Source organism: Streptomyces sp. CNT360, assembly GCF_000424785.1.
Window position 1 is genome coordinate 636,520 of record NZ_AUKO01000001.1, and the last position, 20,949, is coordinate 657,468.

Genomic DNA, 20,949 nt, shown 5'->3' on the forward strand with positions numbered 1-20,949 from the left:
GCTCTCGTGCGACAGCGGGATCGAGACGTGCGGGAGGGGCAGCGGATGGCGCCCTGGGCTCCGCCGCCCGGCCGGACCGGCCGGGCGGCGGAGGTCAGCGCCGCAAGGGCGTCACTTCTTGACGTACAGCGACGTCGGCTGGATGTCGTGCAGCTGTTCGTCGAAGTAGCCGCCGCCGACCTTCGACCCGGAGAGCTGGATCGTCTTGTAGTAGTGCATGGGCACCGCGGGAACGTCCTCGACGAGGATCTTGTCCGCGAGCTTCATCCACTCCTTGGCGGCCTGGTCCGGGTTCGTCATCTTGCGAATCCGGTCCATCTCCTTCTCGAACTTGGGGTTCTTGTGGTGCGAGTAGTTCGCCGCACCGTCCTGGACCTGACGGCCGTCGAACAGGTTCGGAACGACGGTCGAGCCGCTCGGCCAGTCGGCACCCCACGAGTTGTGGTAGATGTCGTAGTTGTTCTTGATCTTGCCGATCTGGTCGTAGTACGTGTCCGCGATGATGTCCTTCTTCTGGACGTTGAACCCGGCCTTCTGGAGGTTCTGGGTCGCGGCGACGGAGAACTGCTGCCACTCGGGCGCGTTCTGGAAGGCGAAGGTGAGCTTCATGCCCTTCTTGCCGGACTCCTTCAGGAGCTTGGCCGCCTTCTTCACGTCGCCCTGCGGCTTCTTCAGCTTGCCGAACGGATCGCTCGGCTTCTGGCCCACCAGCGTCGGGCTGACGTAGTTGCCGGCCATCTCGCCGCCGCCCGCGCCGCCGAACGCGGAGACGATCGACTGGTTGGGCATCGCGTAGGCGATGGCCTGGCGGACCTTCTTGTCCTTGATCCGGTCCACGTTGATGTTCATGTAGCTGACGTACGACTGGTAGCCCGAGAGGGAGCGCTTCTTGATTCCCGGGTCGCTGCGCACCTTCTGCATGCTGGAGGCGTCGACGCTGTTGGTGAAGCTGGTGGCCGTCTGGTTCTCACCCGCGTCGGACATCAGCCGCTTGGTGGAGTCCTCGAAGGAGACACCGAACTGGATGTTGAAGGCGTCCGGGTACTGGTGCCGCTTCGGGTCGGTCTTGGGGTCCCACTCGGGGTTGCGGACGAGCTTCATGCTCTTGCCCGACTTGAACGAGGCGATCTTGTACGGGCCGGTGCACAGCGGGGTCTTGTCGTACTTCTCCTTGGTGTCCTTCTTCTCCGACACCACGGAGTAGCCCTGCATGGCAAGCGCGTAGGGCAGTTCTGCCTGCGGCTGCTTGAAGTGGAAGATGACCGTCTTGTCGTCCGGCGTCTCCAGGACGCTGTCCGGCAGGTGCTTGCCCTTGAAGGGGCCGTCCTTGAGCAGCTTGCGGTAGTCGGTGCCGCCCGTGTCGGCCAGCCACTGCTGGATGAAGGTGGGACCCTCGGTGATGAAGGGGGCGAACATCCGCTCGATGGAGTGCCGCACGTCCTTCGAGGTGATGGCGGAGCCGTCCTCGAACTTGATGCCGTCCTTGAGCGTGTAGGTCCAGGTCTTGCCGCCGTCCGACTTCTTGCCGCTGTCGGTGGCCAGGTCGCCGACGACGTCGTACTTGTCGCCGCTGGAGCGCTTGTAGGTGGTCAGACCGCGGTGGATCAGCGTGGCGAGGGAGCCCTCGTCGCTGACGTAGATCTGGGCGGGGTCCAGGTGCGCGTAGCTGTCACGCTGGAGGACCTTGAGGGTGCCGCCCTTGCGGCCGCCCTTCACCTCGGGCGCCGGACCCTTGGAGGCCGCCTCGTCGGCGAAGCTGTAGGAGACGTCGGCGCCCTGCTTCTTGGCCTTGGCGTCCTCGCTGTCCCCACCGCCTCCGCCGCTGCTGCAGCCGGTGAGGAACAGCGCGCCGGCGGCCAGTGCCGCGAGGGACGCACGCGCTGTGCGTATGCTCACTCTGCTCATGGTGGTGTCTGCACCTGCCTGTCGGTTGTCCGTCGCTGCCTGACTGATGCCGTACGGGGTGGCAGCACCCCCCACCACTCGGTCGCGCCTGGCCCTCATCGGCCCGACTTCGGGTCGAACGCGTCCCTGACCGAGTCTCCGAGCAGGTTGAACGCGAGGATGAAGATCACCATCGCGCCGCCCGGGAAGAACATGTAGGTGATGTCGCTCTGGTAGACCTCGGCGCCCTTCGCGAACATCCGGCCCCAGTCCGGGGTGGGGTCGATCAGCCCGACGCCGAGGAAGGAGAGCCCCGCGATGGCGGTGACGTTGTTCGGCAGCATGTAGGTGGACTGCACCAGGATCGGCGTGACCAGGTTCGGCAGCAGCTCCTTGCGGACGATCCGGCCCGGCGGCGTCCCCGCGACCCGTGCCGCCTCGACGAACTCCCGCTCCCGCAGGGAGAGGGTCTGGCCGCGCAGCAGTCGCGCCAGCGTCATCCAGCCGAGCAGCCACATCACGTAGATGATCACGCAGGAGCGGAGCCAGGTGGGCATCTCGTCCTGCGGGTCCACGAGCAGGGCGCCGACCACCGGGGTGAAGGCCACGAAGAACAGCTGGTTGGGGAAGGACATCATCAGGTCGGTGATCCGGCCCAGGAAGTAGTCGACCTTCCCGCCGAAGTAACCGCCCGCGACGCCGATGACGATGGCGGTGATCATCGACAGGAGGGTGACCACCAGGGCGAGCGAGAGCGAGGTGCGGATCCCGTAGACCAGCTGCATGAACACGTCCCGGCCGAGCCCCGGCTCCAGCCCGAACCAGAAGTCGCCGTCGATGCCGCCGTTGGGCTTCACCGGGTAGGAGTTGTCGTTCAGCAGCGTGGGATCGAGCTCGCCGTAGCGGGTGTAGGGGTCCTTGCCGTACAGCCAGGAGATCACCGGCGCCAGCGCGGCGATCAGGAAGAAGGCGAGCACGACACACGCCGAGATCACGCCCGTGCGGTCCCGCTTGAAGCGGATCCACATGAGCCGGCCGGGCGACCGGCCCGCGAGGTCGCCGTCCTGGGCAACTCGCGTAGAACTCGGGCCCGCTTCCGTGTCGGGACCAGGGGTGTCGGCTCCGACCGCAGCGGCCTGGGAAGGACTCGTCATCGCGTGTGTGCTCCCGCGCTCAAGGACTCGCCGGAACCCGAATCGTTGGGGCGTGATGCGGGTGGGTCGAGCCGGACTTTCGCAAGCCAATTACCTGCCAGTCAAGGGGTGTTGACGAGGCTCCCGGCGGCCGGGGGCTTTCTTGAGCGAACGTTGCGCAGATCGAGGTCGCAACGTGCTTGACACCGCAACAGGCAGGCAGACATAGGAGCAAAAAAGGTGAGGAATTTCCTTAATGCTCTCGCAACACGGCCGACTTCTTCTCGATATCCGAAGCAACCGTTCCGAACTACGGTGCGTCCCTGACGTCCGTACGGGGGCGGTCCCGTGGCGCTCCCGGGCACGTACGGTGGACATCGTGCGAACACGCGTGCCCCGCCACCGCACCGCGCACGGCCACGCCGCGCGCTTGTTGCCGGACGGGGCACGCGAGTAGACACGGGAAGGTCCACAAGGTTGCGACACGCACGACACGGGGGGCCGAGCCATGGGCCGGGACAGGACGCTCGCGCGCGGAGCGCGCATCTTCGGATCGCTGCTGCTGTCCGCGCTCGCGCTGGTCAGCCTCGGCTGGATCATCCGGGACTTCACCAAGGCCTACGACGTCGTCGACGTGTGGTGGAACTGGGCCGGGCTGCCGGCCCGCGCCGAGGACGGGGTGTGGGTCACCTCCTTCCTGGAGCCGACGCTGCTGCTGACGTACGCCGTCGCCGCCTCCGCCGCATACCGCTCCTCCTCGTCCGCGGCGATACTCACCTGCACCGGAGTGCTCACGATCGTGCTGCGCGCTCCCGGACTGTGGAACCTGAACGCCGACTGGATGCAGGGCGTCCCCGACGACCTGCTCAGCTCGGTGCTCTTCAGCACCATCGGGACCGTCGTCGCCGGCGCCGTCCTGGTCGTCACCGCCTGCGTCGGGCGGCGTCCCGCCTCGGCCGCCCAGGACACGGACGGCCACGGTGAAGGCGCCCGGCAGCACGCCACCGCGCAGCCGCCGCCGGCCAGGCCCACGCGGGGCGGCGCCGTGGCCGCCTTCGTCGCTCTGGGCGCCGTCGCATCGGTGCTCGTCGCGTGGGAGATACGCACGATGCAGCAGTTCGGCTGGGACCGCTACGAGAGGACCCTCACCGGGGAGCGCTCCATCCTGCGGCTGCTGGACTCCCCCAGCGGCTGGGTCGTGTGGGCCGTCGTCCTTCTCTCCCTGGTCGCCGGGGTCACGGCGCTGGCGGACGCCCCCTTCGCCCGTCCCCTCGGGCTGATCGTGGCCGCGCCCCTGCTGGCGATCGGCGCGTTCGCCCTCGCCTTCGACATCAAGAGCGAGGTGCTGGAGCGCTTCGGCGACCTGGGCATCGAATACCAGCTCCACGTGCTCACCGACATCTTCGAGACCGTGGCGGGCGCCGCCGTGCTGCTGGCGCTGGCATACGGCCGCCGGCACACCCCGCAACCCGGGCCCTGCCCCGCGGCCGACCCGGTCCCCTACGGATTGCCCCCGCAGGCCGGATGACCCGCACGCTCCCGCGCCCCGGTGGCCCTCACGCCTCCGCGGGCCGTACCACCGCGGCGCGCTCGGCCGCGAAGTGGCAGGCCGACGGGTGGTGGACGGGTTCCTCGGGCCGGGTCCCGGCGTAGTTCTCCGGGACGGCGAGCGGCGGCTCCTCCTGAGCGCAGCGCGGCTCCGCCTTCCAGCAGCGGGTGCGGAAGTGGCAGCCGGAGGGCGGGTTGGCCGGCGAGGGCACGTCGCCCTCCAGCACGATCCGCTCCCGCCGACCCTCCGCCTCCGGGTCGGGCACCGGCACCGCCGAGAGCAGCGCCTGCGTGTAGGGGTGCGTCGGATGCTCGTAGATCTCGGTCTCCGTACCGATCTCGACGAGCTTGCCGAGATACATGACCCCGATCCGGTCGGAGATGTGCCGCACGATGGACAGGTCGTGCGCGATGAAGACGTAGGAGAGCTCGAACTCGTCCTGGAGGCGTTCCATCAGGTTGACGACCTGCGCCTGCACCGAGACGTCCAGCGCCGAGACCGGCTCGTCCGCCACGATGATCTCCGGCCGCAGCGCCAGCCCACGCGCGATCCCGATCCGCTGGCGCTGACCCCCGCTGAACTGGTGCGGATACCGGTTCACGTACTCCGGATCCAGTCCCACCACGTCCAGCAGTTCCTGCACCCTGCGCCGCCGGTCCCCCTTCGGCGCCACCTCCGGGTGGATGTCGAAGGGCTCCCCGACGATGTCGCCCACCGTCATCCGCGGATTCAACGACGTGTACGGGTCCTGGAACACCATCTGGATGTTCCGCCGCACCGCCTTCAACGCACGGCCCGAGGCCCGGGTGACGTCGTTGCCCTTGTAGTGGATGCTGCCCGACGTCGGCCGCTCCAGGTGGGTGACGAGCTTGGCCACGGTCGACTTGCCGCAGCCCGACTCGCCGACGATGCCCAGCGTCTCCCCCTTCCGCAGGTCGAAGGAGACCCCGTCGACGGCCTTGACCGCGCCCACCTGCCGCTTGAGGACGACCCCCTGGGTCAGCGGGAAGTGCTTGACCAGGTCCCGCACCTGGAGGATCGGCTCGTCCGCCGCGAACGCCCGCTCGGCGCGCGAGGTGGCCAGCAGCTTGCGCGCCTGGATGAGCTCCTCCCTGGCCACCTTGCGGCTCGACCCCTCACCGTGCATCGCACATCTCCTCCCAGAAGTGGCAGGCGCTGGCCCGCCGGCCGGAGACCTCGTACAGCGGCGGCTCGTCGGTGCGGCAGGTGGCGCGCGCCATGGGGCAGCGCGGGTTGTAGGCGCAACCCGGCGGGATCTGCAACAGGTTGGGCGGCATGCCCCGGATGACGTCGAGCTGCCCGCCCTTCTGGTCGAGGCGGGGGATGGAGTCGAGCAGGCCCTTGGTGTACGGGTGGGCCGGCGCCTTGTACAGCTCCTTGACCGGGGCCGTCTCCACGATGCGGCCCGCGTACATCACCGCGATCCTGTCCGCCACGTCCGCCACCACGCCCAGGTCATGGGTGATCAGGATGAGCCCCATGTCGTACTCCCGCTGCAGATCCGACAGCAGCTCCATCACCTGGGCCTGCACCGTGACGTCCAGCGCCGTCGTCGGCTCGTCCGCGATGATCAGATCCGGCTCCAGCGCCAGCGCCATCGCGATCATGATGCGCTGCCGCATGCCGCCGCTGAACTGGTGCGGATAGTCCCCCACCCGCTGCCGCGCCGCCGGGATGCGGACGCGTTCCATCAGCTCCACCGCCCTGGCCCTGGCCGCCTTGCGGGAGACGCCCTGGTGCACGCGGAACATCTCCGCGAGCTGGTATCCCACCGTCAGCACCGGGTTGAGGGAGGAGAGCGCGTCCTGGAAGATCATCGCCATCCTGGCGCCGCGGATCCGCCGCCGTTCCTCGCGGCCCAGGGTCAGCAGGTCCTGCCCCTGGAAGACGACCTCACCGCCGGTGATCCGCCCCGGTGGCGTGTCGAGGATGCCCATGACCGCCTGCGCCGTCACCGACTTGCCCGACCCCGACTCGCCGAGCACGGCCAGGGTCTCCCCCGCCTCGACGGCGAAGCTGACACCGCCTACGGCCTGGGCCACCCCGTCCCGGGTGTGGAACTCCACCTGGAGGTCGCGCACTTCGAGCAGGCCCACGGGTGCTCACCTCAGCTTCGGGTCGAGGGCGTCGCGCACCGCATCGCCGAGCATGATGAAGGCCAGCACGGTGAGGCTGAGCGCGGCGGCCGGGTACAGCAGGATGTGCGGCGCGTTGCGGAACTGCATGCCCTGGGACGCTGCCGAGATGTCGGCTCCCCAGGAGACGGTGGGCGGCTGGAGCCCGACGCCGAGGAAGCTGAGCGTGGCCTCCAGCGAGATGTAGGTGCCCAGCGCGATGGTCGCGGTCACGATCACGGGGGCGACCGCGTTCGGCAGGATGTGCCGCACCATCATCCGCGCGTTCCCCGCACCCAGCGCGCGGGCCGCCAGGACGTAGTCGTTCTGCTTGACCGTGATCACCGAGCCGCGCGCGATGCGGGCCACCTGCGGCCAGCCGAGCAGCACGATGAACGACACCACCGTCCATACCGAGCGGCTCCCGGTCATGGACAGGAACACCAGGCCGCCGAGGATCATCGGGATGCCGAAGAAGATGTCGGTCAGCCGGGAGAGGAGCGCGTCCCCCATCCCGCCGAAGAAGCCGGCGAGCCCGCCGAGGACGCTCCCCACCACGGCCACCCCCAGCGTGGCGCAGACGCCGACGGTCACCGAGGTGCGGGCGCCGTACACCACCCGCGTGTACACGTCGCAGCCCTGGGTGTCGAAGCCGAACCAGTGCCCGGCCGAGGACGGTTCCAGCGAGCGGCCGAGCCGGCAGGAGAGCGGGTCCTGGGAGGCGATCAGGCTGGGCCAGACGGAGATCAGCACCAGGAACGCGATGAGCAGGCCGGCGATCAGGAAGACCGGGTTGCGGCGCAGATCGTGCCAGGCGTCGGACCACAGGCTGCGGCTCCGCTCCCGGGAGGGACCGCCCGGTGGGGTCGGCGACTGGGCGCCCTCGGCGCCCCCGCCTGCGACGTCGACCGCCTCCATACCCTGGCGCGGCCCCTCGAATGCCGACGTCCCGCTCACCGTGCGGCCCTCCGGCGGCCGGCGGCGTCGGGGCGCGGGGGTGCGTCACGCATAGCGGATCCTCGGGTCGAGCACGGCGTACAACAGGTCGACGAGCAGGTTCGCGAGGAGGAAGACGATGACGAGGACGGTCACGAAGCCGACCACGGTCGGCGAGTTCTGCCGGACGATGCCCTGCCACAGTTGGAAGCCGACGCCGTGGATGTTGAAGATCCGCTCGGTCACCAGCGCGCCCGCCATCAGGTTGCCCACGTCGGTGCCGAGGAAGGTGACCACGGGGATCAGCGAGTTGCGCAGCAGGTGCCGCACGGTCACCCGGCGGCGCGCCAGCCCTTTGGCGACGGCGGTCCTGACGTAGTCGGCGCGGCCGTTCTCCGCGATGGACGTGCGGGTCAGCCGCGTGACGTAGGCCAGCGAGACCAGGGCGAGCACCAGACCGGGCAGCAGCAGCTCCCCCACGGGCGCCGCCGGGGAGACGGCGGGGGCGATCAGGCCCCAGCGGACCCCGAGCAGGTACTGGAAGACGGTGCCGGTCACGAACGTCGGAACGGAGATGACGAGCAGCGTCAGCATCAGCACCCCGGAATCGACGGGCCGGCCGCGCCGCAGGCCGGTGAGCACGCCGAGCACGAGCCCGATGACGATCTCGAAGACGATGGCGACGATCGCGAGCCGGACGGTGAGCGGAAAGGCGGTCCGCATCAGCTCCGTCACCGGTTGCCCGTTGAAGGCGTTCCCGAAGTCACCGGTGAAGATCTTGCCCATGTAGAGCCCGTACTGCTGCCAGACGGGCTTGTCGAGGTTGAACTGGGCGCGCAGTTGGGCCGCCGTCGCCGGGTCGGGGGCCCGGTCCCCGAACATGGCGTTCACCGGGTCCCCGACGGTGTAGACCATCAGGAAGATGAGAAAGGTCGTCCCGATGAAGACCGGGACCATCTGGAGCAGTCGTCGGATGACGTAGCGCCCCACGCCGGCTCACTTGACCTTGATGTCGGTGAAGACCGGCACGGAGAAGGGATTGAGTTTCACGTTGCTCACCCGCTCGGAATATCCGGCGTTGCCGTTCTGGTACCACAGCGGGATCGACGGGAACTTCTTCAGGATCTGCTGCTCCGCCTGCTGGAAGAGGCCGACCGCCTGCTTCTGCCCGGAGGCCGCGTTGGCCTTGTCGATGAGCTTGTCGACCTGGGGGTCGGAGAAGCCGGAGTCGTTGGAGGAGGCGTCGGTGTAGTACATGGGCTGGATGAAGTTCTGGATCAGCGGGTAGTCCATCTGCCACCCCGTACGGAACATGCCCGTCATCTTCTTGTCGCTGATGTCTGAGCGGAACTCGCTGAACGTCGGCACCGGATTGACGGTGCAGGCGTTGTTCTTGTCCAGGGTGCGGTTGATGCTGTTGCACACGGCTTCCATCCACTGCCGGTGGGAGCCGGTGTCCACGTTCGAGGTCAGCGTGATCTTCCCGCCGGGCAGACCGCCGCCCTGCTGGATGAGCTTCCTGGCCTCCTTGGGGTCGTACTCGCAGTCGCTGCCGCACAACCCGGGCCGGTAGCCGCCGGCCTTCTTCAGCACCGGCGAGGTCAGGTCCGTGGCCGGCTCCCGGGTGCCGTGGTAGATCTCCTCGGTCACCTCTTTCCGGTTGACCGCCTTGGACAGCCCGCGCCGCACCAGCGCCGCCTTGTCGGTCTGCCACTTCTTGTCGTACATCGGGAAGGAGACCGCCTGGGTGATACCGGCGGGCTGGTTGATGTAGCGCCCCTTCAGGTCCCGCTTGGCGTTCTTGAGCTGCCCGGCCGGAAGCTCGTCGACGACGTCGAGGTTGCCGGCCTGAAGGTCGGTGTAGCCGGTGTTCTGGTCGGTGTAGACCCGCAGTTCGACGCCCTTGTTCTGCGGCTTGTCGGCACCTTTGTAGTGGGTGTTGCGGGACAGCTGCATCGACTGGCCGCGGGTGTAGGAGTCCACCTTGTAGGGGCCGTTTCCGACGGGTTTCTTCAACCAGCCGTCGTGGTCGGTGAAGAAGGATTTCGGCAGCGGCGCGTAGGCGCTGTATCCGAGCGTCTGCGGCCAGAGGGAGAACTTCTGGTTGAGCCGCACGGTGAAGGCGTGGTCGTTCTTCACCTTCAGCCCGGACAGCTTCTTCGCCGCGGGTTTCCCCTTCTCCGGGTGGACGTCGTCGTAGCCGTCGATGTACTGGAAGAAGTAGGAGTTGACCTGCTTGTTGGTCACCAGCGCGCCGTAGTTCCACGCGTCCACGAACGACTGCGCCGTCACGGGCGTGCCGTCGGAGAACTTCCAGCCCTTCTTCAGCTTGATGGTGAAGTTGCGCTGGTCGTTTGTGGTGATCGACTTGGCGACGGCGTTCTCGGCCTCACCCGTGGCCGGGTCGTACTTCTTCAGCCCCCGCATGATCATGTCGAGGACCTTGCCGCCCTGCACCTCGTTGGTGTTCGCGGGCTCGACCGGGTGCTCCGGGTCGGTCCAGAAGGCGCGGACCACCCCGTCCTGCGCCCCACCACCGGCGCCGCCGGCGCTGGACCCGCCACCGCAGGCAGTGGCCGTGAGGGCGACCGCCCCGGCAGCGGCGAGCGCTCTCCTGGTCATGGTGACGCGGGTGGCTCCACGCATGGGTGCCTCCTGGGTGCGCGGTGGGTCCGAGTCCGACTCCGACCCACTTAACACCTTTTGTCACCATATGCCTGGCTGCCGTGCCCGGCCCCGCCGGCCCGGAACCCGTTCGGCGGAACCGGCCCCACCTGCCCGCGGGCTCCCCGCCACGCCCGCGGGCAGGCTCAGGCCGCGACGACCGCGCTGCGCTCCTGGGCGAAGTGGCAGGCCGACGGGTGGGCCACTCCCCCGTCCGAGCCCTCGTACACCGAGGGCACCGCCAGCAGGGGCACCTCCTGAGCGCAGCGTGCCTCCGCCTTCCAGCAGCGGGTGCGGAACCGGCAGCCGGAGGGCGGGTTGGCCGGCGAGGGCACGTCGCCCTCCAGCACGATCCGCTCCCGTCGGCCCTCCGCCTCCGGGTCGGGCACCGGCACCGCCGAGAGCAGCGCCTGCGTGTAGGGATGCGTCGGATGCTCGTAGATCTCCTGGTCGGAGCCGATCTCCGCCATCTTGCCCAGGTACATTACGCCGACCCGGTCGGAGATGTGCCGCACGATGGACAGGTCGTGCGCGATGAACATGTAGGAGAGGCCGAACTCGTCCTGGAGGCGTTCCATCAGGTTGACGACCTGCGCCTGCACCGAGACGTCCAGCGCCGAGACCGGCTCGTCCGCCACGATGATCTCCGGCCGCAACGCCAGCCCCCGCGCGATCCCGATCCGCTGGCGCTGACCCCCGCTGAACTGGTGCGGATACCGGTTCACGTACTCGGGGTTCAGTCCCACCACGTCCAGCAGTTCCTGCACCTTGCGCCGCCGGTCCCCCTTCGGCGCCACCTCCGGGTGGATGTCGAAGGGCTCCCCGATGATGTCGCCCACCGTCATCCGGGGGTTCAACGACGTGTACGGGTCCTGGAACACCATCTGGATGTTCCGCCGCACCGCCTTCAACGCACGGCCGGACAGCTTGGTGATGTCCTCGCCCTTGTAGCGGATCGTCCCCGACGTCGGGGTTTCGAGGTTCATCAACAGCTTGGCCACGGTCGACTTGCCGCAGCCCGACTCGCCGACGATGCCCAGCGTCTCGCCCGGGTAGAGGTCGAAGGAGATGCCGTCGACGGCCTTGACCGCGCCCACCTGCCGCTTGAGGACGACCCCCTGGGTCAGCGGGAAGTGCTTGACCAGGTCCCGCACCTCCAGGATCGGCTCGCGCCGTGCAGCCTGCTCGGCCTGCTCAGCCATCGATGGTCTCCTTCCAGAAGTGGCACGCGCTGCCGCGGCCCTCGCCGACCTCGGCGAGCGGCGGCAGTTCGCTGCGGCAGACGTCCCGGGCCACCGGGCAGCGCGGATGGAAGGCGCAGCCGTCGGGCACCTTGGCCATGTTGGGCGGCAGGCCCTGGATCGCGTAGAGCTCCTTGCCCTTCTGATCCAGCCGGGGGATGGAGTCGAGCAGGCCCTTGGTGTACGGGTGGGCCGGCGCCCTGTACAGCTCCTTGACCGGAGCCGTCTCCACGATGCGGCCCGCGTACATCACGGCGATCTTGTCCGCCACGTCCGCCACCACGCCCAGGTCATGGGTGATCAGGATGAGCCCCATGTCGTACTCCCGCTGCAGATCCGACAGCAGCTCCATCACCTGGGCCTGCACCGTGACGTCCAGCGCCGTCGTCGGCTCGTCCGCGATGATCAGATCCGGCTCCAGCGCCAGCGCCATCGCGATCATGATGCGCTGCCGCATGCCGCCGCTGAACTGGTGCGGATAGTCCCCCACCCGGGCCTTGGCGGCGGGGATCTTCACCCGGTCCATCAGCTCGACGGCCTTGGCCTTGGCCTCCTTGCGGGAGGCGCCCTGGTGCACGCGGAACATCTCCGCGAGCTGGTATCCCACGGTCAGCACCGGGTTGAGGGAGGAGAGCGCGTCCTGGAAGATCATCGAGATGCGCGCGCCGCGGATCTTGCGGCGCTCCTCCTTGGACATGGTGAGCATGTCCTGGCCGTGGAAGAGGATCTCCCCCTTGGGGATGCGTCCGGGCGGCATGTCGAGGATGCCCATGACCGCCTGCGCGGTCACCGACTTGCCGGAGCCGGACTCGCCGAGCACGGCGAGGGTCTCGCCCGGCTCGACGCTGTAGTTCACGCCGTTGACGGCCTTGACGATGCCGTCCCGGGTGTGGAAATCGACGTGCAGGTCCCGCACTTCGAGCAGGGTCATGTGGGGCGCGCCTCCCTCAACGGCTCTTGGGATCGAGGGCGTTGCGGACCGCATCGCCGAGCATGATGAACGCCAGCACGGTCAGGGAAACCATGACAGCGGGGGAAATGAGCGCATGGGGGGCCGTGCGCAGGGAGTCCTTGCCGGCGGAGACGTCGATGCCCCAGGACACCGTCGGGTCGGCCAGGCCGATGCCCAGGTAGGAGAGCGTGGCCTCCGCTGCGATGTATCCGCCGAGCGCGGTGGTGGCGACGACGATGACCGGCGCCAGCGCGTTCGGCACGATGTGCCGGAACATGATGCGCCGCGTACTCGCGCCCAGGGACTGCGCCGCGTGCACGTAGTCGCTCTGCTTGACGGTGATCACCGCACCGCGGGCGACGCGGGCGATCTGGGTCCACCCCAGGAAGAGCAGCGCCGCGATGACGACCCACACGCTGCGCTCGGCGAAGGTGGTCAGCACGACCATGGAGCCCAGCAGGAACGGGATGCCCTGGAAGATGTCGGTGATCCGGGACAGGAGGCTGTCCATCCAGCCGCCGAAGTAGCCGGCGACCAGTCCGACGATGCCGCCCAGCACCGTCACGAAGAGCGTCACCAGCACGCCGACGAGCACGGAGGCGCGCGCGCCGTAGACCATGCGGGCCCACACGGAACGGCCCTGTCCGTCGTAGCCGAACCAGTCCTCCGCGAACAGGTGCGAGTAGTGCGGCTCTCCCTGGTAGTGCTGCGTCAGGTCGGCTGCGGTGGGCGAGGCCGAGGTGAACAGCCCGGGGAAGGCCACCATGAGGACCAGCACCGCGATCAGCACCGCCGAGACGAGGAACAGCGGCTTGCGGCGCAGGTCGTGCCACGCGTCGTTCCACAGGCTGCGGGCCTTGGCGTCGCCGGTGTTCTTCGCGTCCTTGCCCGAGGGGTCCGGGAGCCCCGCGGGCGCTGCCGAGGGCACGTTCAGGGTCTCAGTCATAACGGATCCTCGGGTCCAGGACCGCGTAAAGCAGGTCGACGAGCAGGCTTGCGACGAGGTAGACGATGACGATCAGCGTGACGATGCCGACGACCGTCGAGCCCTCGCGCCGGTTGAGCGCCTCGTAGACGGCGTTGCCGACGCCCGGAACGTTGAAGATGCCTTCGGTGACGACGGCGCCCGCCATCAGCGAGCCGATGTCGGTGCCGAGGAAGGTCACCACGGGGATGAGCGAGTTGCGCAGCAGGTGGACGCCGACCACCCGGCGGCGCGGCAGTCCCTTGGCGATCGCGGTGCGGATGTAGTCGGCTCGCAGGTTCTCCGCCACGGACGTCCGGGTCAGCCGGGTGACGTACGCCAGCGACAGGGCGGCGAGCACCACCGCCGGCAGCAGCAACTGCCCCAGACTCTCCGAGTCCTGCACGGTGGGGGTGACCCAGCCGAGCTGGAAGGCGAACAGGTACTGGAAGAGGAAGCCGAGCACGAAGCTGGGCACCGAGATCAGCAGCAGGGTGAAGAACAGCACCACCCGGTCGAACATCTTGTCCGCCCGCAGCCCCGAGAGGAGACCGAGCAGGATGCCGGCGACGACGGTGAAGACGAACGCGAAGAGGGTCAGCCGGATGGTCACCGGGAACGCCTGCGCGATCACGTCGGCCACCGGCCGCTGGCTGGCGATCTGGGTACCGAAGTCGCCCTGGAACAGGCCGGTGAGGTAGTTCCAGTACTGGTGCCACAGCGGCAGGTCGAGGCCGAGCTTGTGCTTCATCGCCGCCATCTGCGCCGGGTCAGCGGACTGCTCGCCCCACAGGGCGCGCACCGGGTCTCCGGGGAGCGCGAACATCATGCAGAAGATCAGCAGGGTCGACCCGATGAAGACCGGGATCATCTGGAGCAGTCGCCGCGCGACATAGCGCCCCATAGTGCCTCCGTTACGAATCTACGGAACTCGCGCCCCGGACCGCCGCCCGAAGGGCGGGGCGGCGGTCCGGGGAACGCGGGCGCGCGGGCTTACTTGACGGTGACGTCCGAGAGCTCGACGTCGCCCTTGTAGTTGACCTTGACGTTGTCGACACCGTCGGTGTGGACGACGTTGGCCGCGTAGTCCCACATCGGGATGGAGGGCATCTTGTCCACGAGCTTGCGCTCGGCCTCCTGGTAGGTCTTGACGGTGCTGCCGAGGTCCTTGGCCTTGTCGCCCTTGTCGAACAGGCCGTCGATCTCCTTGTCGGAGAAGTAGCCGTAGTTCGTCTGGGCGCCCGTCTTGTACAGCTCCTTGAGGAAGTTGACGTTCAGCGGGTAGTCGGCCACCCAGCCGCCGCGGTAGAAGGACTTGACCTGCTTGGCGTCACGGGCGTCCAGGTCCGTCTGGAAGTCCGGCTTGGAGTCGCCCACGCACTTGACGCCGGTGGCCTTGCGGATCGAGCCGCACACCGCGGTCACCCACTCCTTGTGGCCGCCGTCGGCGTTGAACTGGATCGAGACCTTGTTGTCCGGAACGCCGCCGCCTTCCTTGATGAGCTTCTTCGCCTTCTTCGGGTTGTAGTCGAAGATGTCGGTGTCGAGCTTCTGGTAGCCCTTCACCATCGGCGGCATGAAGCCGGTCGCCGGGACGCGGGTGCCGTTGAGCACGGTCTTGGTGATCGTCTTGCGGTCGATCGCCATCGACAGGCCCTGCAGCACCTTCGGGTCGACGTCCTTGAAGGACTTCGAGTAGAACGCCGGCGTGATGGTCTGCGTCGCCGCGAACGGCTGGTCGATCGCGCGGCCACCGAAGTCGCTCTTGCGCTTGGGCAGGTCCTTCGGCGCGACCTGGGGGCTGATGTCCAGCGTGTGGGAGAGCACGTCCTGGTAGGCGCCCTCGTAGCCGGAGTAGTTCTTGAACTGGAGGCCCTTGTTCTTGGCCTTGTTGTAGCCCTTGTAGCCCTTCCAGGCCTTGACCTGGATGAGCTTCTTGTGGGTCCACTTCTGGAAGGTGTACGGGCCGTTGCCGACCGGCTTCTGGCCGAACTTCTTGGGGTCCTTGTAGAAGGCCTTGGGCAGCGGGGCCCAGGTGTAGTAGCCGAGCTTCTGCTTGAAGTAGGAGACCGGGTGCTTGAGCTCGATGGTGAAGGTGTGGTCGTCCTTGACCTTCAGCCCCGACATCTTCTCGCTCTTGGCGTCGCCCTTGTCCGGGTGGACGTCCTCGTAGCCCTTGATGTCGTCGAACCAGAAGCTGTTCTGCTGGTTGTTCTTGATGTTGGCGACCCAGTTCCACGCGTCGACGTACGACTGCGCCGTCACGTCCTCGCCGTTGTGGAACTTCCAGCCCTTCTTGAGCTTGACCGTCCAGGTCTTGGAGTCCTCGGAGGTGACCGACTCGGCGTTCGCGTTCTGCAGCTTGCCCTTGGAGTCGTACTTCACCAGGCCGGTGAAGAGGGAGTTGATGACGTAGGCGCCCTGCGTCTCGTTGGTGTTGCCCGGCACCAGAGGTTTCTGCGGCTCGGTGACGTCGATCGAGACGTACCCCGCAGGCTTCCCCGCCGCATTGCCGCTGTCACCCGAGCCGCCACCGCACGCCGTGGCGGCCAGCGCCACGGACGCCGCCAAAGCGGACCACTGCATCGTCTTCGCACCACGCATGGAGCGACCTCCTCAGAGTCGTTCACCAAGGGAGAGGGGGCGGTGCCTGGCCGACGAACACGCCGAACCGTCGCAACACGCCCCCACGCTCGCTGAGTCGGCGCCCACATGACGGTGCGTGACCCTTGTACCCGAGCTTGATGCACTCACTATCCGCCCTCACCCCCCGTGTGGACCAGATGTGAAGAGTCTCGGTTTGATTACACCTACATCCGCTTGTCCGTTAACCGATGAGAAGCGCGGTGGGAATGCGGTCAATACGGGCAGAAAACCGGGTTGCACACCCGTTATCCGGACAGAGGAGAACACCCAGGGGGCGGCACCCCGGCGGGTACCGCCCCCTGTCTCACGCCCGGCCGTGTCACGGACGGGCGGAACGACGACGCTCCGTCACCGCTTGGCGCGCGCCGCTGCGCGGGCCCGCTCCTTCATGTCGAGGTTGACCTTGCGGATCCGTACCGTCTCCGGGGTCACCTCGATGCACTCGTCCTCGCGGCAGAACTCCAGGGACTGCTCCAGCGACAGCTTCCGCGGCGGCACCAGGTTCTCCGTCGTGTCGGCGGAGGCCGCGCGCATGTTGGTCATCTTCTTTTCCTTGGTGATGTTGACATCCATGTCGTCGGAACGGGAGTTCTCGCCGACCAGCATGCCCTCGTACACCTCGGTGCCGGGCTCGATGAAGATGGTGCCGCGCTCCTGGAGGTTCATCATCGCGAACGGCGTCGCCTTGCCCGCCCGGTCCGCGACGAGCGACCCGCTGCGCCGCGTACGCAGCTCGCCGAACCACGGCTCGTGCCCCTCGAAGATCGAGTGCGCGATACCGGTGCCCCGGGTCTCGGTCAGGAACTCGGTGCGGAAGCCGATCAGGCCGCGCGCCGGGACCAGCCACTCCATCCGCACCCAGCCGGATCCGTGGTTGGTCATGGTCTCCATGCGGCCCTTGCGGGCGGCCATGAGCTGGGTGATCGCGCCCAGGTGCTCCTCCGGGGCGTCGATCGTCATGCGCTCGACCGGCTCGTGCGTCTTGCCGTCGATCTCGCGGGTGACGACCTCCGGCTTGCCCACGGTCAGCTCGAAGCCCTCCCGGCGCATCGTCTCGACCAGGATGGCCAGCGCCAGCTCGCCGCGGCCCTGCACCTCCCAGGTGTCGGGGCGCTCGGTAGGCAGCACGCGCAGCGAGACGTTACCGATCAGCTCGCGGTCCAGCCGGTCCTTCACCAGCCGCGCGGTGACCTTGTGACCCTTGCCGCCCTTGCCGACCAGCGGCGAGTTGTTGGTGCCGATCGTCATGGAGATCGCGGGCTCGTCCACGGTGATCAGCGGCAGCGCGACCGGGTTCTCCGGGTCGGCGAGCGTCTCACCGATCATGATGTCCGGGATGCCGGCCACCGCGCAGATGTCGCCGGGGCCCGCCTTCTCGGCCGGTTTGCGGGTCAGCGCCTCGGTCATCATCAGCTCGGTGATCCGCACGTTCTGCACGGAGCCGTCGCGCTTCATCCAGGCCACGGTCTGGCCCTTCTTCAGCTCGCCCGCCTCCACGCGCAGCAGCGCGATCCGGCCGAGGAAGTTGTCGGCGTCGAGGTTGGTGACGTGCGCCTGGAGCGGCGCGTTCTCCTCGTAGGCGGGCGCGGGCACCGTCTCCAGCAGCGTAGTGAAGAACGGCTCCACGCTGTCGCTGTCCGCGGGCACCGTGCCGTCGGCCGGCTGCGTCAGCGAGGCGATGCCGTCGCGTGCGCAGGCGTAGACGATCGGGAACTCGATCTGCTCCTCGTCCGCGTCCAGGTCGAGGAAGAGGTCGTAGGTCTCGTCCACGACCTCGGAGATACGGGCGTCGGACCGGTCGGTCTTGTTGACGCAGAGGATGACCGGAAGCCGCGCCTGGAGCGCCTTGCGCAGCACGAAGCGCGTCTGCGGCAGGGGGCCCTCGGAGGCGTCGACGAGCAGCACGACGGCGTCCACCATCGACAGCCCGCGCTCGACCTCGCCACCGAAGTCGGCGTGGCCGGGGGTGTCGATGATGTTGATGGTGACGGGATCGCCGCCGTCCTTGGGGTGGTACCGGACCGCGGTGTTCTTCGCGAGAATGGTGATGCCCTTCTCGCGCTCCAGGTCGTTGGAGTCCATCACCCGGTCGTCGACGGATTCGAGCTGGTGGGCCGCGAAGGCTCCGGACTGCCGGAGCATGGCGTCGACGAGAGTCGTCTTGCCGTGGTCGACGTGGGCGACGATGGCGACGTTGCGGATGTCGTGGCGCGTGGGCACTGCGAGGTGTCTCCCGGGTTGACGGATCGGGCGCTCCCCGGCCACCGGCCGGGCGCTCCCCAGCCCTGGTGAGGGCCGGGCTGCGGGCCCTGACGCCGGGCTCGGCTCGCCGCGGCCTCGTCAACCATGGTACGGGCCGCGACGCCGAGCGCCGGACGGGGCCGCTGCGGGGCTCCCGTCCGGCGCTGCGCGCGGGGTGGGCCTGCGGTGCCGGTCCGGTCAGCCGCGGTAGCCGATGTCCTGGTAGCGGGGGGTGCTGAAGCCGAAGGCGCCCACGTTGGCCAGGTTCCGCTTGACCGCCACCTGCTGCGGACGCTGGTAGAGCGGCAGGGCGCCGGCGACCGCCCAGATCCGGGAGTCCGCCTTCTCCATCAGCTCCCTGCGCTTCCCGTCGTCCAGCTCTCCGGCGGCCTGCTCGAAGAGCTGGTCGATCTGGTCGGTACCCACCCGCGCGTAGTTCTGCTCGACCAGCAGCGAGCCGTCGGAGGCGGGCCGCGGTTTGGCGAAGATCGGCCTCGCCTCGGTCGCGGGGAACGCCGTCGCCGGCCACGAGTACAGCGCCAGGTCGTAGTCGCCGGTGGCGACGTGGTCCTTGAAGAAGCTGTCGCCGGGCACTTCCTTGATCTGCGTACGGATGCCGACCTCGTCCAGCATCCGCGCGATGCGCTCACCGGTGGACCGCAACTGTGCAGAGCCCTCGCCCTGGGGCAGGACGAACCGCAGTGCGAGGGGCTTGCCGCCCTTGCTGCGGACCGCACCGGCCGGGTCCGCCCTCAGCGCCCGCATCTCCGCCGCGGTGGCCTGCACCTTCTCCGCCGTCTTGAGCGCCGCCTTCGCCCGGCTCAGCTTCAGCTCGGAGCCGGACTGCTCCGCCTCCGCCAGGCGCGCGTGCGCGGCCTGGGTGAGCAGGGCGCCGCGCTGGGTGGTGGTGGAGGCGGTCAGGCTCAGCGGCTTGTCGACGACCTGGGCGATCTGCGCCGCCGACAGCCTGGCGACGGAGGCTTCGGCCTCGGCCCGGTAGGGCGCGCGGGCCCCCGCCTGCGGGGGCCCGGCGGCGGGTGGCTCCGCGGGCCCGCCCTGCCCCTCGTCCTCCCTGTTCCCGTCACTGCCCTCGCTCCTGGTGCCCCCGCCCCCGTGGGCCCCGGCGCCCTCGCCGGACTTCGCGCCCTGCCCCTGCGGGGGCTTGCCGCCGCCCTGCTTGCCCTCGCCCTGGACGAGGGAGCCGCCGTTCTTCCACCCGGCGTCGGCCAGCAGGGACTGCGCGGAGTCGACGTCCTTCCCGCCCGACGCGGCGCTGTTGTCCTGGTAGCCGTCCTGGTTGGTCATCCGCAGATGGCTGCCGAGCGCGTCGTGGGGCAGCCCGGTGTCCTTCAGCGCCTGCTCGGCCAGCTTGCCGCGGTCCAGGGCGCGGGCCACCGCGCGGCGCACCCGCTCGTCGGCCAGCGGCCCGCGGGAGCCGTTGAGGGCGAGCTGGGTGTAGGCGGGATCGAGCGCGCGGCGCACCTCGTAGGAGCCCAGCTGCTTGGCCGTCGCCGCGCCCAGCTCCTTACGGGCCTTGCGGCGGCGTGCCTCGCGCAGCTCGGCCTGCTGCTTGTCGGACTTGCCCGCGCGCTTCCCGCCGGGCTGCCCGGGGCCGCCGAGTCCGTTCGCGGTGCCGATCCGCTTCGCCGCGGAGCCGCTGATGTCGGCGACGTCCACCTGTCCCGCGGTCAGCGCCTCGGCCCGCTTGTCGCGGGGCACCGCCGTCAGCACGAGGCGGTCCAGCTTCGCGCGCCCGCCCCACCAGCGGGGGTTGCGCGTCAGGACGGTGCGGGCGCGGTCCTTGCCCGCCTTGGCGACCTGGAACGGTCCCGCGGAGGCGGCCAGGCCGGTGCGGGAGCCGTCGTTGAAGGCGTGCGGGCTGCTCATCGCCTGTGCCGGGTAGAGCGGGGTGAACAGCGAGCGCCAGTCCGCGTACGGCTTGGCGAAGACCACCTTCACCTCGTCCGCGCCGTCCCCGCGGGCGACCGACCTGATCCGGTCGTATCCGGCGTTCCGCGCCGTCCAGTACGCGTTGTCCTTGCCGCGCAGCGCCTTCCACTGGGCCTGGAAGTCGGCCGCCGAGATGCGGCGGCCGTCGCTCCAGCGCGCCTTCGGGTTGAGCTTGTAGACGACCGTCTGGCGCGGCTCGGTCCCGGTGACCTCGGCGCTGCCGAGGAAGTCGGTGTCCACCTGCGGCTTCCCGTGCTCGTCCAGGGCGAAGAGCGTGGGCAGCGCCGCCCCGGCGGCCCGTTTGGTGGCCTCGTTGGCGTCCGGCTGGAAGACGTTGAAGGTGGTGGGAGCGGCGTCCACCGCCCAGCGCACGGTGCCGCCGGAGGAGACCTGCTGCCGGTCGGTGCCGTGGACGTCGCCGTTGGCGTCCGCCGAGTGCTTGCCGATACCCGACCCGGCCTCGCCGTCCTCCCCGTCCGAGCCCGCGCCGCACGCGGCGAGCGGCAGGGGCAGCAGCACCCCGGCGACCGCGGCGGCGACCCATCGCCGGGCCCCGCCGCGGCTCCGGCGGCCACGGGTGTCCTGGCCCCCGGGCCGCTGGCGGAGGGGCTCCACTGGCTGTGACGGCCTCGGGGGCCGCGCTGACTCGGCTGG

The 20,949-nt window shown here is 69.0% G+C and carries 15 protein-coding genes; 1 reads left to right on the forward strand and 14 read right to left on the reverse strand.

Going from position 1 to position 20,949, the window contains the following annotated elements; translation table 11 throughout:
- Positions 1 to 111: 111 nt before the first annotated feature.
- Positions 112 to 1,905 carry an ABC transporter substrate-binding protein gene (locus H297_RS0102755; protein ID WP_027735804.1) on the reverse strand — a complete coding sequence of 598 codons (1,794 nt, stop codon included), beginning with the start codon at positions 1,903 to 1,905 and terminating at the stop codon, positions 112 to 114.
- Positions 1,906 to 2,000: 95 nt separating this feature from the next.
- Complete coding sequence (locus H297_RS0102760; RefSeq protein ID WP_027735805.1) at positions 2,001 to 3,038, reverse strand: ABC transporter permease; 1,038 nt, start codon at positions 3,036 to 3,038, stop codon at positions 2,001 to 2,003.
- 487 nt (positions 3,039 to 3,525) lie between these two features.
- Here H297_RS0102760 and H297_RS34110 point away from each other — a divergent pair, with 487 nt between their 5' ends.
- A complete protein-coding gene (locus H297_RS34110) occupies positions 3,526 to 4,545 on the forward strand; it encodes a hypothetical protein (RefSeq protein WP_051351429.1) in 1,020 nt (339 codons plus the stop codon).
- A 28-nt stretch (positions 4,546 to 4,573) separates the two neighbouring features.
- Here H297_RS34110 and H297_RS0102770 read toward each other — a convergent pair whose 3' ends face one another.
- The 12 genes from H297_RS0102770 to H297_RS34115 form a co-directional block, all read right to left on the reverse strand.
- The gene (locus tag H297_RS0102770; protein ID WP_027735806.1) at positions 4,574 to 5,713 is read right to left on the reverse strand and encodes a dipeptide ABC transporter ATP-binding protein; all 1,140 of its coding nucleotides are present in this window, start codon (positions 5,711 to 5,713) and stop codon (positions 4,574 to 4,576) included.
- On the reverse strand, positions 5,703 to 6,683 hold the full coding sequence (locus H297_RS0102775; protein ID WP_027735807.1) for an ABC transporter ATP-binding protein: 981 nt from the start codon (positions 6,681 to 6,683) through the stop codon (positions 5,703 to 5,705). The genes H297_RS0102770 and H297_RS0102775 overlap by 11 nt, the downstream gene beginning before the upstream one ends.
- Before the next feature lie 6 nt (positions 6,684 to 6,689).
- Positions 6,690 to 7,619 (reverse strand): ABC transporter permease, encoded by a 930-nt coding sequence (locus H297_RS0102780; RefSeq protein WP_051351430.1) that lies wholly within the window; start codon positions 7,617 to 7,619, stop codon positions 6,690 to 6,692.
- 84 nt (positions 7,620 to 7,703) lie between these two features.
- Positions 7,704 to 8,627 (reverse strand): ABC transporter permease, encoded by a 924-nt coding sequence (locus H297_RS0102785; protein ID WP_027735809.1) that lies wholly within the window; start codon positions 8,625 to 8,627, stop codon positions 7,704 to 7,706.
- A gap of 6 nt (positions 8,628 to 8,633) precedes the next feature.
- Positions 8,634 to 10,283, reverse strand: a complete 1,650-nt coding sequence (locus H297_RS0102790; RefSeq protein WP_027735810.1) for an ABC transporter substrate-binding protein — start codon at positions 10,281 to 10,283, stop codon at positions 8,634 to 8,636.
- Positions 10,284 to 10,447: 164 nt separating this feature from the next.
- Positions 10,448 to 11,503 (reverse strand): dipeptide ABC transporter ATP-binding protein, encoded by a 1,056-nt coding sequence (locus H297_RS0102795; RefSeq protein ID WP_027735811.1) that lies wholly within the window; start codon positions 11,501 to 11,503, stop codon positions 10,448 to 10,450.
- Entirely contained in the window at positions 11,496 to 12,527 is a 1,032-nt protein-coding gene (locus tag H297_RS0102800; RefSeq protein ID WP_037792520.1) for an ABC transporter ATP-binding protein, read from the reverse strand. The genes H297_RS0102795 and H297_RS0102800 overlap by 8 nt, the downstream gene beginning before the upstream one ends.
- Entirely contained in the window at positions 12,490 to 13,440 is a 951-nt protein-coding gene (locus H297_RS0102805) for an ABC transporter permease (protein WP_027735813.1), read from the reverse strand. The genes H297_RS0102800 and H297_RS0102805 overlap by 38 nt, the downstream gene beginning before the upstream one ends.
- Entirely contained in the window at positions 13,433 to 14,362 is a 930-nt protein-coding gene (locus H297_RS0102810; protein WP_027735814.1) for an ABC transporter permease, read from the reverse strand. The genes H297_RS0102805 and H297_RS0102810 overlap by 8 nt, the downstream gene beginning before the upstream one ends.
- An 89-nt stretch (positions 14,363 to 14,451) precedes the next feature.
- Positions 14,452 to 16,062 carry an ABC transporter substrate-binding protein gene (locus tag H297_RS0102815; protein ID WP_027735815.1) on the reverse strand — a complete coding sequence of 537 codons (1,611 nt, stop codon included), beginning with the start codon at positions 16,060 to 16,062 and terminating at the stop codon, positions 14,452 to 14,454.
- A 390-nt stretch (positions 16,063 to 16,452) separates the two neighbouring features.
- On the reverse strand, positions 16,453 to 18,324 hold the full coding sequence (gene typA, locus H297_RS0102820; protein ID WP_027735816.1) for a translational GTPase TypA: 1,872 nt from the start codon (positions 18,322 to 18,324) through the stop codon (positions 16,453 to 16,455).
- 219 nt (positions 18,325 to 18,543) lie between these two features.
- Positions 18,544 to 20,910, reverse strand: a complete 2,367-nt coding sequence (locus tag H297_RS34115; RefSeq protein ID WP_051351431.1) for an ABC transporter family substrate-binding protein — start codon at positions 20,908 to 20,910, stop codon at positions 18,544 to 18,546.
- Between the last annotated feature and the right edge of the window lie 39 nt (positions 20,911 to 20,949).

Coding starts and splice junctions, on each gene's coding strand:
- H297_RS0102755 (WP_027735804.1), bottom strand. CDS start 1,905: ATGAGCAGAGTGAGCATACGCACAGCGCGTGCGTCCCTCGCGGCACTG.
- H297_RS0102760 (WP_027735805.1), bottom strand. CDS start 3,038: ATGACGAGTCCTTCCCAGGCCGCTGCGGTCGGAGCCGACACCCCTGGT.
- H297_RS34110 (WP_051351429.1), top strand. CDS start 3,526: ATGGGCCGGGACAGGACGCTCGCGCGCGGAGCGCGCATCTTCGGATCG.
- H297_RS0102770 (WP_027735806.1), bottom strand. CDS start 5,713: ATGCACGGTGAGGGGTCGAGCCGCAAGGTGGCCAGGGAGGAGCTCATC.
- H297_RS0102780 (WP_051351430.1), bottom strand. CDS start 7,619: ATGGAGGCGGTCGACGTCGCAGGCGGGGGCGCCGAGGGCGCCCAGTCG.
- H297_RS0102790 (WP_027735810.1), bottom strand. CDS start 10,283: ATGCGTGGAGCCACCCGCGTCACCATGACCAGGAGAGCGCTCGCCGCT.
- H297_RS0102795 (WP_027735811.1), bottom strand. CDS start 11,503: ATGGCTGAGCAGGCCGAGCAGGCTGCACGGCGCGAGCCGATCCTGGAG.
- H297_RS0102800 (WP_037792520.1), bottom strand. CDS start 12,527: ATGCGGTCCGCAACGCCCTCGATCCCAAGAGCCGTTGAGGGAGGCGCG.
- H297_RS0102805 (WP_027735813.1), bottom strand. CDS start 13,440: ATGACTGAGACCCTGAACGTGCCCTCGGCAGCGCCCGCGGGGCTCCCG.
- H297_RS0102810 (WP_027735814.1), bottom strand. CDS start 14,362: ATGGGGCGCTATGTCGCGCGGCGACTGCTCCAGATGATCCCGGTCTTC.
- H297_RS0102815 (WP_027735815.1), bottom strand. CDS start 16,062: ATGCGTGGTGCGAAGACGATGCAGTGGTCCGCTTTGGCGGCGTCCGTG.